Source organism: Pseudomonas aegrilactucae, from assembly GCF_019168305.1.
GTDB lineage: Bacteria > Pseudomonadota > Gammaproteobacteria > Pseudomonadales > Pseudomonadaceae > Aquipseudomonas > Aquipseudomonas aegrilactucae.
This window is the reverse complement of sequence record NZ_JAHTBI010000112.1, coordinates 16,378-31,433: the sequence shown is the minus strand read 5'-3', so window position 1 is coordinate 31,433 and position 15,056 is coordinate 16,378. Positions and strand designations below refer to the sequence as shown.

14 protein-coding genes and 1 pseudogene are annotated in these 15,056 nt (G+C 63.9%); 7 read left to right on the top strand and 8 right to left on the bottom strand.

Annotated elements, in window-relative coordinates:
• The coding region (locus KUO17_RS24570) for a TIGR02444 family protein (protein ID WP_217978163.1) at positions 1 to 119 on the bottom strand (119 nt) is incomplete at its 3' end.
• A gap of 50 nt (positions 120 to 169) precedes the next feature.
• Between KUO17_RS24570 and KUO17_RS24565 the strand changes: the two genes are divergently transcribed.
• The 3 genes from KUO17_RS24565 (at position 170) to KUO17_RS24555 (ending at position 3,384) form a co-directional block, all read left to right on the top strand.
• Positions 170 to 2,080 carry an ATP-binding cassette domain-containing protein gene (locus tag KUO17_RS24565; RefSeq protein ID WP_217978159.1) on the top strand — a complete coding sequence of 637 codons (1,911 nt, stop codon included), beginning with the start codon at positions 170 to 172 and terminating at the stop codon, positions 2,078 to 2,080.
• The gene (locus tag KUO17_RS24560) at positions 2,080 to 2,667 is read left to right on the top strand and encodes a mechanosensitive ion channel family protein (RefSeq protein WP_217978158.1); all 588 of its coding nucleotides are present in this window, start codon (positions 2,080 to 2,082) and stop codon (positions 2,665 to 2,667) included. The genes KUO17_RS24565 and KUO17_RS24560 overlap by 1 nt, the downstream gene beginning before the upstream one ends.
• Before the next feature lie 84 nt (positions 2,668 to 2,751).
• The gene (locus tag KUO17_RS24555) at positions 2,752 to 3,384 is read left to right on the top strand and encodes a LysE family transporter (RefSeq protein WP_217978157.1); all 633 of its coding nucleotides are present in this window, start codon (positions 2,752 to 2,754) and stop codon (positions 3,382 to 3,384) included.
• 141 nt (positions 3,385 to 3,525) lie between these two features.
• Here the strand turns inward: KUO17_RS24555 and KUO17_RS24550 are convergent, their stop codons facing one another.
• From KUO17_RS24550 to KUO17_RS24535, 4 genes are read right to left on the bottom strand one after another with little or no spacing between them, the layout of a single operon-like run.
• Positions 3,526 to 4,266: a penicillin-binding protein activator LpoB gene (locus KUO17_RS24550; RefSeq protein ID WP_217978156.1), complete on the bottom strand. Its 741-nt coding sequence runs from the start codon at positions 4,264 to 4,266 to the stop codon at positions 3,526 to 3,528.
• A gap of 3 nt (positions 4,267 to 4,269) precedes the next feature.
• Complete coding sequence (gene lpoB, locus KUO17_RS24545) at positions 4,270 to 4,857, bottom strand: penicillin-binding protein activator LpoB (protein WP_217978162.1); 588 nt, start codon at positions 4,855 to 4,857, stop codon at positions 4,270 to 4,272.
• A gap of 27 nt (positions 4,858 to 4,884) precedes the next feature.
• Positions 4,885 to 5,259 carry a YcfL family putative periplasmic lipoprotein gene (locus KUO17_RS24540; RefSeq protein ID WP_217978155.1) on the bottom strand — a complete coding sequence of 125 codons (375 nt, stop codon included), beginning with the start codon at positions 5,257 to 5,259 and terminating at the stop codon, positions 4,885 to 4,887.
• Positions 5,260 to 5,273: 14 nt separating this feature from the next.
• The gene (locus tag KUO17_RS24535) at positions 5,274 to 6,665 is read right to left on the bottom strand and encodes a COG3014 family protein (protein WP_217978154.1); all 1,392 of its coding nucleotides are present in this window, start codon (positions 6,663 to 6,665) and stop codon (positions 5,274 to 5,276) included.
• Positions 6,666 to 7,028: 363 nt separating this feature from the next.
• Here KUO17_RS24535 and KUO17_RS24530 point away from each other — a divergent pair, with 363 nt between their 5' ends.
• Positions 7,029 to 7,490, top strand: coding sequence for a YaiI/YqxD family protein (locus KUO17_RS24530; RefSeq protein ID WP_217978153.1), 462 nt, complete (start codon positions 7,029 to 7,031; stop codon positions 7,488 to 7,490).
• Positions 7,491 to 7,496: 6 nt separating this feature from the next.
• Here KUO17_RS24530 and elbB read toward each other — a convergent pair whose 3' ends face one another.
• On the bottom strand, positions 7,497 to 8,165 hold the full coding sequence (gene elbB, locus KUO17_RS24525) for an isoprenoid biosynthesis glyoxalase ElbB (protein WP_217978152.1): 669 nt from the start codon (positions 8,163 to 8,165) through the stop codon (positions 7,497 to 7,499).
• A 114-nt stretch (positions 8,166 to 8,279) separates the two neighbouring features.
• Between elbB and KUO17_RS26855 the strand changes: the two are divergent.
• Positions 8,280 to 8,858, top strand: a pseudogene (locus KUO17_RS26855) (sterol desaturase family protein); the annotation flags it as partial.
• A gap of 549 nt (positions 8,859 to 9,407) precedes the next feature.
• Here the strand turns inward: KUO17_RS26855 and KUO17_RS24515 are convergent.
• Entirely contained in the window at positions 9,408 to 10,052 is a 645-nt protein-coding gene (locus KUO17_RS24515) for a DedA family protein (RefSeq protein WP_217978151.1), read from the bottom strand.
• A gap of 207 nt (positions 10,053 to 10,259) precedes the next feature.
• Here KUO17_RS24515 and hemB point away from each other — a divergent pair, with 207 nt between their 5' ends.
• Entirely contained in the window at positions 10,260 to 11,270 is a 1,011-nt protein-coding gene (gene hemB / locus KUO17_RS24510) for a porphobilinogen synthase (protein ID WP_217978150.1), read from the top strand.
• A gap of 19 nt (positions 11,271 to 11,289) precedes the next feature.
• Positions 11,290 to 13,527, top strand: coding sequence for a polyphosphate kinase 1 (gene ppk1, locus KUO17_RS24505; protein WP_217978149.1), 2,238 nt, complete (start codon positions 11,290 to 11,292; stop codon positions 13,525 to 13,527).
• Here ppk1 and ppx read toward each other — a convergent pair.
• A complete protein-coding gene (ppx, locus tag KUO17_RS24500) occupies positions 13,514 to 15,016 on the bottom strand; it encodes an exopolyphosphatase (protein WP_217978148.1) in 1,503 nt (500 codons plus the stop codon). The genes ppk1 and ppx overlap by 14 nt on opposite strands.
• Positions 15,017 to 15,056 lie beyond the last annotated feature (40 nt).

The following is a 15,056-nucleotide window of genomic DNA, read 5'->3' as shown; positions in this document are numbered from 1 at the left end:
CAGGCCGCGCACAGCAGCAGGCAAACATCGCAGCCCTGATCCTGCAACGTCAGGCAGGCGGCCTCGACACCGGGGCGGGCGTACAGGTGTGTTGCGAATTTCCACAGGTCGGTGTGCATGGTCCCGCTCGCGCCAGTTGCCATCGAAGCTGGTAGACTCCGCGGCCATTATGATCAGAATTTCAAACCTCACTTTACAGCGTGGTCCGCAGCGCCTGCTAGAAGGCGCCGAGTTGACCCTGCACGCCGGCCAGAAAGCCGGTTTGATCGGCGCCAACGGCGCCGGAAAATCCAGCCTGTTCGCCTTGCTGCGCGGTGAGCTCACGCCCGACTCGGGCGAGTGCCAGCTGCCCGGCGACTGGCGCATCGCGCACATGCGCCAGGAGGTCGATACCCTCGAACGCCTGGCCGTGGACTATGTGCTCGATGGCGACGTGCGCCTGCGCGAGGTGCAGACCGCCCTGGCCGCCGCCGAGGCGGCGCACGACAACAACGCCCTGGCGCGCCTGCATGTCGAGCTCGACAGTGCCGATGGCTATACCGCCGATGCGCGCGCGCGCAAGCTGCTGGCGGGCCTGGGCTTCAGCAACGAGCAGATGGACCGCCGGGTCGGCGACTTCTCCGGTGGCTGGCGCATGCGCCTGAACCTGGCCCAGGCACTGATGTGCCCAAGCGACCTGCTGCTGCTCGACGAACCCACCAACCACCTGGACCTCGATGCGATCCTGTGGCTGGAAGACTGGCTCAAGAGCTACCCCGGCACTCTGCTGCTGATTTCCCACGACCGTGATTTCCTCGATGCGGTGGTCGACCATGTGGCCCACGTCGAGCAGTGCAAGCTGACCCTCTACCGGGGTGGCTACAGTGCCTTCGAGCGCGCCCGTGCCGAGCGCCTGGCGCAGCAGCAGCAGGCCTACGAGAAGCAGCAGGCGCAGCGCGCGCACATGGAAAAGTACATCGCCCGGTTCAAGGCCCAGGCCACCAAGGCACGCCAGGCGCAAAGCCGCATCAAGGCGCTGGAGCGCATGGAAGAGCTGTCGGCGGCGCATGTCGATTCGCCGTTCGACTTCACCTTCCGCGAGTCCGAAAAAATCTCCAGCCCCTTGCTCGACCTGGCCGAAGCACGCCTGGGTTATGGCGACAAGACCATCCTGGAGAAGGTCAAGCTGCAGCTCACCCCGGGTGCACGCATCGGCCTGCTGGGCCCCAACGGCGCGGGCAAGTCGACCCTGATCAAGAACCTGGCCGGCGAGCTGGAGCCGTTGTCCGGGCGCCTGGTGCGCGGTGAGAACCTGGTGGTGGGCTACTTCGCCCAGCATCAGCTCGACTCGCTGGACAGCAAGGCCAGCCCGTTGCTGCACCTGCAGCGCCTGGCGCCGACCGAGCGTGAACAGACCCTGCGTGACTTCCTCGGCGGTTTCGACTTTCGCGGTGCGCGCATCGACGAGCCGGTGCTGAATTTCTCCGGTGGCGAAAAGGCGCGCCTGGCCCTGGCCCTGATTGCCTGGGAGCGGCCCAACCTGCTGCTGCTCGACGAACCGACCAACCACCTGGACCTGGAAATGCGCCTGGCGCTGACCATGGCCCTGCAGGAGTTCAGTGGTGCGGTCCTGGTGGTCTCCCACGACCGTCACCTGCTCAAGAGCACCACCGACGACTTCCTGCTGGTGGCCGATGGCAAGGTCGAGACCTTCGATGGCGACCTCGACGACTACACCCGCTGGCTGGTCGAGTACCGCCAGCGCAACGCGCCGGTCAGCAGCACCCCGGTCAACCCGGACAAGACCGACAAGAAGGCCCAGCGCCAGGCTGCCGCTGCCTTGCGTCAGCAACTGGCGCCGCACAAGCGCCAGGCCGACAAGCTCGAGGCCGAGCTGGCCAAGCTGCACGAAGAGCTGGCCAGGGTCGATGCGAGCCTGGGTGACAGTGCCGTCTACGAGGCGGCGCGCAAGGACGAGTTGCGCGAGCTGCTGGCCCGTCAGGCCCAGCTCAAGGTGCGTGAAGGCGAACTTGAAGAAGCGTGGATGGAGGCCCTGGAAGTGCTCGAAAGCATGCAGGCCGAACTGGAGGCGTTGTCCTGATGGAGTCGATGCAGGGATTGCTGCCGGTGGAGTGGATCGGGCCGTTCTGGATGGGTTTGCAGATCCTGCTGATCCTGGTTGGCGCCTTCGCGCTGCAACGCGTGGTGGCGCGCTGCCTGATCCGCCTGAGCGAGCGTTACCCGCTGCCGCCGGAACTGATGGTGCCGTTGCGTGGTGGCCTGCGCTGGCTGATCATGGGCAGTGCACTGATCTTCGTGCTGGAGCGCCTGGGCGTCTCGGCCACGGTGCTGTGGACAGCCTTGTCGGGCTTCGTCGCGGTGGCGGCGGTGGCTTTCTTCGCGATGTGGAGCGTGCTGTCCAACCTGTTGTGCGCAGTACTGATCTTCACCGTGGGGCCGTTTCGTATCGGCGACATCGTCGAGCTGGTCGAGACCCTCGACAAACCGGGCGTCAAAGGCCGCGTGACCGCGATCAATCTGCTGTTCACCACGCTGATCGAAATGCCCGAGGCAGGCGGTGCGCTGGTGCAGGTGCCCAACAGCCAGTTCTTCCAGAAGTGCGTACGCCGCTGGCGGGGTTCCGATGGCCTGACGGTGGTCAGTGAAAGCCCGAAAAGCGGCGCCTGACGATGGCCTGTAAAAAAATGTGGTGATTTTTTCAGCGGCGCATTAGCGTAAGGCCTTGAACCTGAGTACGGGCCGAGGTGTGTGATGTCGCTGGAAACGTGGTTGGCTTTTTTTGCTGCCTGTTGGGTTATCAGTCTTTCGCCGGGGGCCGGGGCCATCGCCTCGATGTCCTGTGGCCTGCAGTACGGGTTCTGGCGTGGCTACTGGAATGCGCTGGGCCTGCAGCTTGGGCTGATCATGCAGATCGCGATCATTGCCGCCGGCGTGGGCGCGGTGCTGGCCGCGTCGGCCACCGCGTTCCAGGTGATCAAGTGGTTCGGGGTCGCCTATCTGGTCTACCTTGCCGTGAAGCAGTGGCGTGCGTTGCCGGCGGACATCGCCGACGAATCGGCGGTGCGCCCGATCGGCAAGCCGCTGAGCCTGGTGTTCCGGGGTTTCCTGGTCAACGTCAGCAACCCCAAGGCATTGATCTTCATGCTTGCGGTACTGCCGCAGTTCATCAACCCGCACGCGGCCCTGTTACCGCAGTACCTGACGATCGCGGGCACCATGGTCGCGGTCGACCTGCTGGTGATGGCGGGCTACACGGGGTTGGCCGCACGGGTGCTGCGCCTGCTGCGCACGCCTCGGCAGCAGCGGCGCATGAACCGCACCTTTGCCGGGTTGTTCCTGGGGGCGGCGACGCTGCTGGCCACGATTCGTCGCGCGCCGGTCTGAAAAGCTTCGCTGGCAAGCCAGCTCCCACAGGTACTGCGCTACCCTCATGATCAGCGCCATCCCTGTGGGCGCTGGCTTGCCAGCGAAGGGGCCCGCAAGGCGGGTACAAAAAAGGCGACCCGAAGGTCGCCTTTTTCATGTTCAGCGCAGGATCTGCGCCGGCTCATCCGGTGGCAGGTTGTTGCGCATCGGCGCATGTTCGCGCCCCGGCATCCCCCCGCCCAACTGCTCGCTCAACTGCCTGGCCACATCCATGCCCAGCTCCCTGGACACTTCGCGCACCACCCGCGGACGGTTCAGACTGACCCGCACGTCCTGGCTGTTCACCAGCTTGGTGTCCTGGCCCTCACCCATGGCGGTGAACGCCGAGGTGATTTCGTAGGTACGGGTGTTGATCAGGCTGAAATCGGCCACCAGGGTCAGGCCCAGGATCGCCGAGTAGCTGTTGGTGTTGTCGATGGAGGTGATATCGCGCTGGAAGTCGATGTCCGACAAGGTGCCGAACAGTACGTAGTCGGCGCCCTTGTAGTTGCCCGCCTTGATCCGCGCGATCACGTCATACACGTCCTGCTTGGCCTTGGCCGTGTACGGCGTTCCCTGCACCAGCTGGAACATCCCGGACTTGAGGATCTCGCCCTTGATGTCCCCGCCGAACTTGCGCAGCTCGGTCTGCTCGATATAGCTGTCGCGGCTCTCGTACTCGCTGTAGCTCGACGAACCACTGGCGTGGTACATGCTCGCCTGGCCGCTGCTCTGCGCCGAAATGGTGTGGATGTACTGTTCCACACGCTCCTGGTAGGCCAGATCGGTGACCGCCACCTTGGGGGCCGCGTGCACGCCGAACGCGCAAGCCAGGCCGATGATGCCCATCCATGCACGCATTGATCAGCGCTCCGTGGTCTTGCGGATTTCTTTCTCGTCCATCCACTCGGCCAGGCCGCTTTCCACGTCGATCAACTGCAGGCTGAACTTGTAGAACACGTCCTTGTAGTCGCTGCTGCGCTTGACGATCGAGCTGATCGAGCCTTCCAGGCGGTACTTGGCGGCGATCATGTTGCCGGTCTTGGCCACGGTGCCTTTCTTGTACAGGCCGCTCTGGTTCTGCAGCTTGAGCTGGTCAACCTGGCTTTGCATCTGGGTGTTGTCGCTGGCGAAACGGGCGGTGCCGGACTTCATCAGCTGGGTCTTGATCGAGGTGGTGATCTCGCGGGTATCGATGTACTCGCTGGTCTTGTTCTTCACGTCGTAGACCTGAACCACCGGGCGGCCTTGCAGGATGCCGGACTGGGCCAGCGAGCGGGTCATGCTCTCGGCGATCATCTGCAGGTCGGTCGAACCGAATTCGTTGGTGACCAGTTCCACGGCCTTGCTGTCGCCGTAGCCAATGTTCTTGCCGCCCAGAACCGGGGAGTTGTTGGCGCAACCGCTAGCCAGTGCGACGACGACGGCCAGCAGGGAAAAACGAGCAAACATCATGTTAAGCATCTCCTGAAAATGAAATTACTGGGCCTGGACTTCAAGGCGGAAGTCAGTGGCCTGGGGAACCGGGGCGATGGCTGGCAGCACAGTGGACTGCGAGCCATACAGGCTGAGGGTCTTCCAGCTTTCTTCGCTGGCGACCGGGAAGCCGTCGTTGCCCAGCCAGGCGAAGCGATAGAACATCGTCTTGTTGCTGCGGCTGGTGTTGGTCAACGCGACCTTGACGGTCATGAAGCCGTTTTCACGGGCAACGCGCATCGGGCCGACGTCGACGTTGCTCAGTTTGCCCATCACCACCACCTTGCTGGCGGCGCTGCCCGGTGCGGGCGGTGGCGGAGTGGCGCAGCCTGCCAGCAGGGCGGCAGTGGCGAGCGCGGCGAAAAGCTTGAAGCGCATGACGATTCCTTAACTTACTTGAGGCTGGCGACGGCAGCAGCCGACGCAGACGGGGTAACGTGCAGGGCGGGGCCGCCGGCGAACACGCGGTTGCCGACAACGCGCAGGGTCACGACCTGGTACGGGCGGTCGATCTTCACCGACACCTTGCTGCCACCCAGGTTCGACGGCAGGGTGAGCTGGTGCTCGCCCTGGCTCAGGTGCACGCGGGCTACCAGTGTGTCGTCTGGCAGGGTGCGCCAGGTACGGGTGTCGGCGCCTTCGGTAACGGCCGAGGCGATGCCCACGGCCAGGCCGGCCAGCGGGTTGACGTCGTTGATCTGCTTTTGCGCCACGCCACGGCTGATGGCACGCACGCTGGTACGCAGGATGATACCGGGCATGTCGTCACGCAGGGCGCGGCGCGACATGGCCGTGGTGCTGTTGAGCGCGGTCAGCTTGAGCGACTTGTCGTTCAGGTAGATCTCGCTGAAATGCTGGGTAGAGGTGTCTTGCTTGATGATCGGGAACGACAGCGGGGTGATCACCAGGTTGCCGCTGATCGGCAATGGCAGCGGGATGCGCACCGAGTCGCGGGCCGGTGCCAGGCCGCTCTGCACCACGATCAGCACGTCGCTGTCGGCGCTTTTGGCGGCCGGCTTGTCGAGGTCGAGCAGGGCCTGTTCGAGCAGTGCGGTGTTCGGGCGCAGTTCGGCCGCCTTGCGGTAGCCTGGTGCAGCCAGGCCTTTTTCGCCCAGGGCTTCGTAGACGTAGCCCGACAGGTAGTGGCTGAAGGCACTCTGGTAACTGTTTTTCAGGCCGACCACTTCAGGCGCGTCAAGTGCAGCCACCGGATAGCCCTGGAGGTCCTTGTACTCGGTCTTGACGCCTTCCTTCTCGGCCTCTTCCTCGCGCTTGAGGTATTCCTTGTCGCGCAACTCGGCAATCACCGCTTCACGCTCGTGGGTCTTCTTGATCTCGGTGCGCGCGCCATCGAAGTCGTTCTGCGCCAGCAGGTTCAGGGCCATCTGGGTGGTGAGCATGACTTTTTCGTAGTCATAGCCTTCGTAGCGGCGCACCTTGTCGTTGACCAGGTAGCTGCCGAACTGGCCCAGGTACTTGGCGGTGTCCAGCTTGACCGACTCTTCCCACTTGAACACCACGTTGTCGGCTTCGCGCCACGCCGTCTGGCTGCCGTCCAGGTCGCCCTTGGAGCGCAGCAGTTCGCCTTTCTCGAAGTAGTAGAGCAGGTCCTTGTCTTCACCCTTGTTGTTCTTTTCCAACAGGGCCAGGGCCGCGTCGATGTTTCCGCTGGCCAACTGCTGGTTGGTTTCCTGGAGTTCGCTGTCGTAGCTGCGAAAGGCGGCGCAGCCAGTCAGCTGGACGACCGCGAGGAGCGTGGCGACGGTGAGGACACGGGATGCCATCTGGAGTCTTCTTCCCTGAGAGTGAGGTAGGCGCCGGCGAGTGGCGGTGATCTCTTTGGCCGAAAGGTCCAAATCCTCTTAAAAGAGGAGCCTGTATTTCCATTCGCTATAACGAAAGGCGCGGCATTATAAACCCAATTACTGGCTAATTAATGGCGTTGTGCTCTGATATTTTTGGGGTGTGCCAGCAGTCACATTTCTCGATTTTGGCGTGGGCCCCGGCCTGGGTTTTTTTTTGCCTGAAGAACGGGTGCGGGAGGTACACCGTCGCCTGCAGGCGCCAGCTTTGCGGGCGAAGGCTGCAACGCCGCGCCAAAGCAGGGATACTGTCCGCTTGTTTTCTCAGCTGTGGATAACCCAACCATGCGTGTCTGGATCGACGCCGACGCCTGCCCCAAGGCGGCCAAGGACCAACTGGTCAAATTTGCCCTCAAGCGTCAGTTCGAGGTGGTGCTGGTCGCAGGCCAGGCCCAGATCAAGCCGGCCTTCGCCTGTGTCAGGTTGATCGTGGTGCCCAGCGGCCCCGACGCTGCCGACGATTACCTGGTAGAGCATGCGGTGCCTGGCGAGCTGGTGATCTGCAGCGATGTGCCGCTGGCCGATCGGCTGGTCAAGAACGGCGTGGCCGCCCTCGACCCGCGTGGGCGCGAGTTCGATGAACGCAACATGGGCGAGCGCCTGGCGGTGCGCAACCTGTTCACCGACCTGCGCGAGCAAGGGCAGGTCGGTGGCGGCCAGGCGCCCTACGGCGAGCGCGAGAAGCAGGCCTTCGCCAATGCGCTGGACCGCATTCTCACCCGCCTGGCACGCGAGTTCCCTGGCTGAGGCCGATCAGTCGTTCTCGTGGGTCATTTCCAGCACCCGGTCGACCAGCTTGTAGATCCCGCCTGCCGCCTCGCTGATGCTCTGCGCCAGCATGTAGGCCGGGGTGCTGACCAGCTTGCGCTGGGTGTCTTCGACGATGTCGTGCACATCGCACTCTTCATGGGTGCCGCCCATCCTGACGATCGCCGCGCTGGTGTCGGCATCGTTGCCGATGGTGCAGACCACGCCCGGGCCGTAGATCTTGGCGGCCAGTGCCGGCGAGATGCAGATCAGGCCCATCGGCTTGCCGGCCTCGGCAAAGGCTTCAGCCAGCGCCAGCACGTCCGGGTGCACGGTGCAGCCCGCGCCTTCGACGGCAAAATTGGAGAGGTTCTTGGCCGCGCCGAAACCGCCCGGCACGATCAGCGCATCGAAGTCCCTGGCATCGGCTTCGCGCAGGTCCTTGATGTTGCCGCGGGCGATGCGCGCCGACTCCACCAGCACGTTGCGCGACTCGGGCATCTCTTCGCCGGTGAGGTGGTTGAGCACGTGCATCTGCGCGATGTTCGGCGCGAAGCACTGCACCTGCGCGCCGCGCTGGTCAAGGCGCAGCAGGGTGATGACGCTCTCGTGGATTTCCGCACCGTCGTAGACGCCGCAGCCGGAAAGGATCACAGCAACTTTCTTCTTGGTCATGCTCACTACTCCCGTTCAAGGCGCTAAATGTCCTCTAATTTGTCACTTGTCGCCATAGGGTTTGCACAGTGGCAGGCCTAATCTGGGGGCAGACAATCCCCGACAGGTCGCGCCATGGACATCATCCTTATCGCGGTGCCGTTCTTCTTCGTGCTGATCGCCGTGGAGCTGCTTGCCGACCGCTGGCGCGGCATGCGCACCTACCGCCTGGCCGATGCCATCAACAGCCTCAGCGCCGGGGTGCTGTCGACCACCAGCGGGCTGCTGACCAAAGGCGTGGGGCTGGTGAGCTACGCGCTGGCGCTCGAACACCTGGCGCTGCTGGAACTGCCGGCCGACGCCTGGTGGGTCTGGGCGCTGGCCTTCGTGCTGTATGACCTGTGCTACTACTGGCTGCACCGCCTGGGCCACGAGCGCAACATCCTCTGGGCTGCGCACTCGGTGCACCATCAGAGCGAGGACTACAACCTTTCCACCGCGCTGCGCCAGACCAGCACCGGCTTCTTGCTGTCGTGGGTGTTCTACCTGCCGCTGGCAGTGCTGGGGGTGCCGCTGCTGGTGTTGGTCAGCGTCGCGGCATTGAACCTGCTGTACCAGTTCTGGGTGCATACCCGGCATATCCCGAAGCTGGGCTGGTACGAGTGGGTGTTCGTCACGCCATCCAATCATCGTGTCCACCATGCACAGAATCCTCTCTACATAGATCGCAACTACGGCGGGGTGTTCATTCTGTGGGATCGCCTGTTCGGTACCTTCCAGGAAGAAGACGAGCAGGAACCGGTGATCTTCGGCGTGACCACGCCGCTGGCCAGCTGGAATCCGCTGTGGGCCAACCTGCAGTTCTATGCCCAGCTGTGGCGTGATGCGCGGCGTACCGCACGCTGGCGCGACAAGCTGCGCCTCTGGTTCATGCCCACCGGTTGGCGCCCGGCCGATGTGGCGCAACGTTATCCACAGGCGCACCAGGACCTGCGCAGTTTTCAGAAATTCGAGGTGCCGCTGGGGTGGCCGCAACAGCTGTACGTGGCGGTGCAGTTCAGCGTGTATGTGGCGCTGGGCAGTTACCTGCTGGGGGCGGGCGAACGCTTGCCGGTGGCAGCGTTGCTGCTGGGCTGGGGGCTGATGGCGTTTGGTCTGTTCGTGCTGGGGGCGGCGCTGGAAGACCGCCCCTGGGCGCTCAGGCTGGAGCTTGCGCGCCTGCTGCTGAACCTGCCGGCGCTGTGGCTGGCAGGACAGGTGGGGCTATGGCCGGTCACCCCCTTCGGGTGGCTGCTCCTCCTGGCCTACAGCCTGTTGAGCCTGCTCGGCCTGTGCGGCAGCCGCTTCCTGCCTGGCGATGCGCGCGGCCTTGAAGCGACGGCGCAGCCACAGCACGCCACCGAGCAGCAACAGCGCGCCGAGCACCCATAGCTCGTACTTTTTCACGTTGCCCAGCAGGCCTTCGAGGATCGCGCCGAAATGGTACGCCGCCGCGCCCAGGGCCAATGCCCACACGGCGGCGCCAATGCCATTGAGCAGCAGGTAGCGGCGCGGCGGGTAGCCCGACAGGCCGATGGCCACCGGCATCACCGTGCGCAGGCCGTAGACGAAGCGAAAGCTCAGCACCCAGATATCAGGGTGGCGGCGGATATGCTCCAGCGCGCGGTCGCCCATCAGTTGCCAGCGCGGTTTGCGCGCCAGCAGCTTGCGCCCATGGCGGCGCCCCATGAAGTACCACAGCTGATCGCCCGCATAGCTGCCGAAGAAGGCGACCAGCACCACCATGTTGATATCCATGTAGCCACGGAACGCAAGAAATCCGGCGAGCACCAGAATGGTCTCACCTTCAAAAAAGGTGCCTAGAAAAAGGGCAAAATAGCCGAAATCCTGCAGGAATTGATCAAGCATTTTCTGGGTGCTGGCGAAATGAACGCGCAGCCTACCCCCTGTGAGGCTTTAGGGAAAGTGTCCAAATGTGTCTCGACGTGAACATTTCCTACACGGAGAATGAATGCGTCCATAAGTCGCAGGCTTGCCCCAGGCTGTCATACGGGCGTCATAATGGCTGCTTATAACTGTCGCGCTCGCCCGCCTGCGCGGGCTCAGGAGTCTGCCGTGAGCTTTACCCCCGCTAACCGTTTGTTTCCTGCCACTCGCCTGCGTCGCAACCGCCGTGACGAGTTCTCCCGTCGTCTGGTGCGCGAAACCACACTGACTGTTGATGACCTGATTCTGCCGGTGTTCGTGCTGGACGGTGAGAACCGTCGCGAGGAAGTCGCCTCGATGCCGGGCGTCGAGCGCCTGAGCATCGACCTGCTGCTTGAAGCGGCCGAAGAGTGGGTGAAGCTGGGCATTCCAGCCCTGGCCCTGTTCCCGGTGACGCCGCTCGAGAAAAAATCCCTGGACGGTGCCGAGGCCTATAACCCGGACGGCATCGCCCAGCGTGCCACCCGCGCCCTGCGCGACCGCTTCCCGGAGCTTGGGGTGATCACCGACGTGGCCCTGGACCCATTCACCACCCACGGCCAGGACGGTATCCTCGATGACGAGGGTTACGTGCAGAACGACATTACCGTCGACGCGCTGGTACGCCAGGCGTTGTCGCATGCCCAGGCCGGTGCCCAGGTGGTGGCGCCGTCGGACATGATGGACGGGCGCATCCAGGCGATCCGCGAAGCGCTGGAGCTGGCTGGCCACGTCAATGTGCGCATCATGGCCTACTCGGCCAAGTACGCCAGCGCCTACTACGGCCCGTTCCGCGATGCGGTCGGCTCGGCGCTGAACCTGGGCAAGGCCAACAAGGCTTCGTACCAGATGGACCCGGCCAACACCAACGAAGCCCTGCACGAAGTGGCCGCCGACCTGTCTGAAGGTGCGGACATGGTAATGGTCAAGCCAGGCATGCCGTATCTGGATATCCTTGCGCGGGTCAAGGACGAGTTCAAGGTGCCGACCTTCGTCTACCAGGTCAGTGGCGAGTACGCGATGCACATGGCCGCAATCCAGAACGGCTGGCTCTCGGAAGGGGTTATCCTCGAGTCCCTCACCGCTTTCAAACGGGCGGGCGCCGACGGCATCCTGACCTATTTCGCTGTTCGCGCCGCACAATTGATGAGAGGGCAGTAACGCCCTTCAGGAACGCCACATGAATAACGAAGCATTAACCGAAGTCGAAGTGAAGGATGCCCAGCCGGTGCCCGAGCAACTGGTCGAAACCCCGCCGCCGCTCGAACCTGCGCCGGTAGTGGAGGCCGAAGCGCCGGCAGCGGTTGCCGCCCCGGCGCCTGCGCCGGCGATCGTCGTGCCGGGCCTGGACGACAGCAGCCTGTACATCCATCGCGAATTGTCCCAGCTGCAGTTCAACATCCGCGTGCTGGAACAGGCGCTGGACGAGTCCTACCCGCTGCTGGAGCGACTGAAGTTCCTGCTGATCTTCTCCAGCAACCTGGATGAGTTCTTCGAGATTCGTGTGGCGGGCCTGAAGAAGCAGATCACCTTCGCCCGTGAACAGGCCGGGGCCGATGGCCTGCAACCGCACCAGGCACTGGCGCGCATCAGCGAGCTGGTACACACCGAAGTCGATCGCCAGTACGCGATCCTCAACGACGTGCTGTTGCCGGAACTGGAGAAACACCAGATCCGCTTCATCCGCCGCCGGCACTGGACCACCAAGCTCAAGACCTGGGTGCGTCGCTATTTCCGTGACGAGATCGCGCCGATCATCACCCCGATCGGCCTGGACCCGACCCACCCGTTCCCGCTGCTGGTGAACAAGAGCCTGAACTTCATCGTCGAGCTTGAAGGCGTCGATGCATTCGGGCGTGATTCGGGCCTGGCGATCATTCCGGCGCCGCGCCTGCTGCCACGGGTGATCAAGGTGCCGGAAGACGTCGGTGGCGCCGGCGACAACTATGTGTTCCTGTCGTCGATGATCCACGCCCACGCCGATGACCTGTTCCAGGGCATGAAGGTCAAGGGCTGCTATCAGTTCCGCCTGACCCGCAACGCCGACCTGGCGCTGGACTCCGAAGACGTCGAAGACCTGGCCCGCGCCCTGCGCGGTGAGCTGTTCTCGCGCCGCTACGGCGATGCGGTGCGCCTGGAAGTGGCCGACACCTGCCCCAAGCACCTGTCCGACTACCTGCTCAAGCAGTTCAGCCTCAGCGAGCACGAGGTGTACCAGGTCAAGGGCCCGGTCAACCTCACGCGCCTGTTCAGCATCACCAGCCTGGACAGCCACCCCGAGCTGCAATACACGCCGTTCACCCCGGCGATCCCCAAACTGTTGCAGAACAGCGAGAACATTTTCAGCGTGGTCAGCAAGCAGGACATCCTGCTGATGCACCCCTTCGAGTCGTTCACCCCGGTGGTCGACCTGCTGCGCCAGGCGGCCAAAGACCCGCACGTGCTGGCAGTACGTCAGACCCTGTACCGCAGCGGCGCCAACTCCGAGATCGTCGACGCGCTGGTGGACGCCGCGCGCAACGGCAAGGAGGTCACCGCAGTGATCGAACTGCGCGCGCGTTTCGATGAAGAGTCCAACCTGCAGATGGCCAGCCGCCTGCAAGCGGCGGGCGCGGTAGTGATCTACGGCGTGGTCGGCTTCAAGACCCACGCCAAGATGATGCTGATCCTGCGTCGCGAAGCCGGCGAGATCGTGCGCTACGCGCACCTGGGGACCGGCAACTACCACGCCGGCAACGCGCGCCTGTACACCGACTACAGCCTGCTGACCTCGGACGACGCCCTGTGCGAAGACGTGGGCAAGCTGTTCAGCCAGCTGATCGGCATGGGCAAGACCTTGCGCATGAAGAAGCTGCTGCACGCCCCGTTCACGCTCAAGAAGGGCATGCTCGACATGATCGCGCGCGAAACCCAGTTCGCCCTCGAGGGCAAGCCCGCGCACATCATCGCCAAGTTCAACTCCTTGACCGACCCCAAGATCATCAAGGCGCTGTACAAGGCCAGCCAGTCGGGCGTGCGCATCGACCTGGTGGTGCGTGGCATGTGCTGCCTGCGCCCGGGCATCGCGGGGGTGTCGCACAACATCCACGTGCGCTCGATCATCGGCCGCTTCCTGGAACACACCCGCGCGTTCTACTTCCTCAATGGCGGCGAAGAGCAGATGTTCCTGTCCAGTGCCGACTGGATGGAGCGCAACCTGGACAAGCGCGTCGAGACCTGCTTCCCGGTCGAGGGCAAGAAGCTGATCCTGCGTGTGAAGAAGGAGCTGGAGGGGTACCTGACCGACAACACCCACGCGTGGCTGCTGCAGTCGGACGGGCGCTACGTGCGCAGCACGCCGACCGGCAACCAGAACCCGCGCAGTGCCCAGGCCACTCTGCTCGAGCGCCTGAGCAACCCGGTGCTTATCGTACGCTGAGGGTAAAGCCGACCCGGGTCAGCCATTCGGCTTCCAGGCCGAAATCGGCCTGGGTCAGCTGGTTCTGCTCCAGCCAGCCGCTGGGGAACTCCACGTCCAGGCTCTGACCGGCCGCGTGCAGCCTGACTGCCGGCATCTGCTGGGTGCCGCGGATGTGGTGGAACAGGATCGCAAAGCGCAGCAGCACGCACAGGCGAATCAGCTTCACGCCTTCGTCGCCGAACTCGGCGAACTTGTCCTTGGGAATGTTGCGCCGGTGCCCGCGTACCAGCAGCGCCAGCATCTGCTGGTCTTCGCGCGAGAAGCCGGCCAGGTCCGAGTGCTCGATCAGGTAGGCGCCGTGCTTGTGGTAATGGTAGTGGGCGATGTCCAGCCCCACTTCATGCACCTTGGCCGCCCAGCCCAGCAGTTCGCGCCAGATCCCGTCTTCCAGGTCCCAGGCCTTGGCCACCTGGTCGAAGGCGTGCAGGGCCTTGCGCTCGACGCGGGCGGCCTGGCCCAGGTCGACATGGTAGCGCTCCATCAGTGAGGTCAGGGTGCGCTCGCGCACGTCTTCATGGTGATGACGGCCCAGCAGGTCGTACAGCACGCCTTCGCGCAGGGCGCCATCGCAATGGTCCATGCGTTGCAGTTCCAGGGCGTCGAAGATCGCCTCCAGAATTGCCAGGCCCGCGGGAAAGATGGTGCGCCGGTCAGGCTTGACCCCTTCGAAGTCGATCTTGTCGGTATCGCCCAGCTTGAACAGCTTGCGCTTGAGCCAGGCCAGGCCTTCGGCGTTGACCTCGCCATTGCCCATGCCGCCGGCCTTGAGGGCCAGGCCGATGGCGCGGATGGTGCCCGAGGAGCCGATGGCTTCATCCCAGGTCAGGCGGTGCAGGGCGTTCTCGATGCTCATCAGCTCCAGGCGCGCTGCGGTGTAGGCCTGGGCGTAGCGCGCCGGGGTGATCTTGCCGTCGCGGAAATAGCGCTGGGTAAAGCTCACGCAGCCCATCTGCAGGCTTTCGCGCAACAGCGGCTCGAAGCGCTGGCCGATGATGAACTCGGTACTGCCGCCGCCGATGTCGGCCACCAGGCGCTTGCCGGGGGTGTCGGCCAGGGTGTGGGACACGCCCAGGTAGATCAGGCGCGCTTCTTCACGGCCGGAAATGACCTCGACCGGGTGTCCGAGAATGGCTTCGGCGCGGCGGATGAATTCGCCGCGGTTGCGCGCTTCGCGCAGCGCGTTGGTGCCGACGATGCGTACCGCGCCGTCGGGCATGCCGTTGATCAGCTGGGCAAAGCGCTTGAGGCAGTCCAGCCCGCGCTGCATGGACTCTTCGCTGAGCTGGCGTTCCTCGTCGATGCCGGCAGCCAGTTGAACCTTTTCTCCCAACCGTTCCAGGATGCGGATGTCATTGTGGTGGGCCTTGGCCACGACCATATGGAAGCTGTTGGAGCCCAGGTCGATAGCAGCGATCAAGGACAGATTCTTGGCTGGGGTTTGCGGCATGGTGATGGGTTCTCGGTCGATAACCCGGCAATCGTGCCAC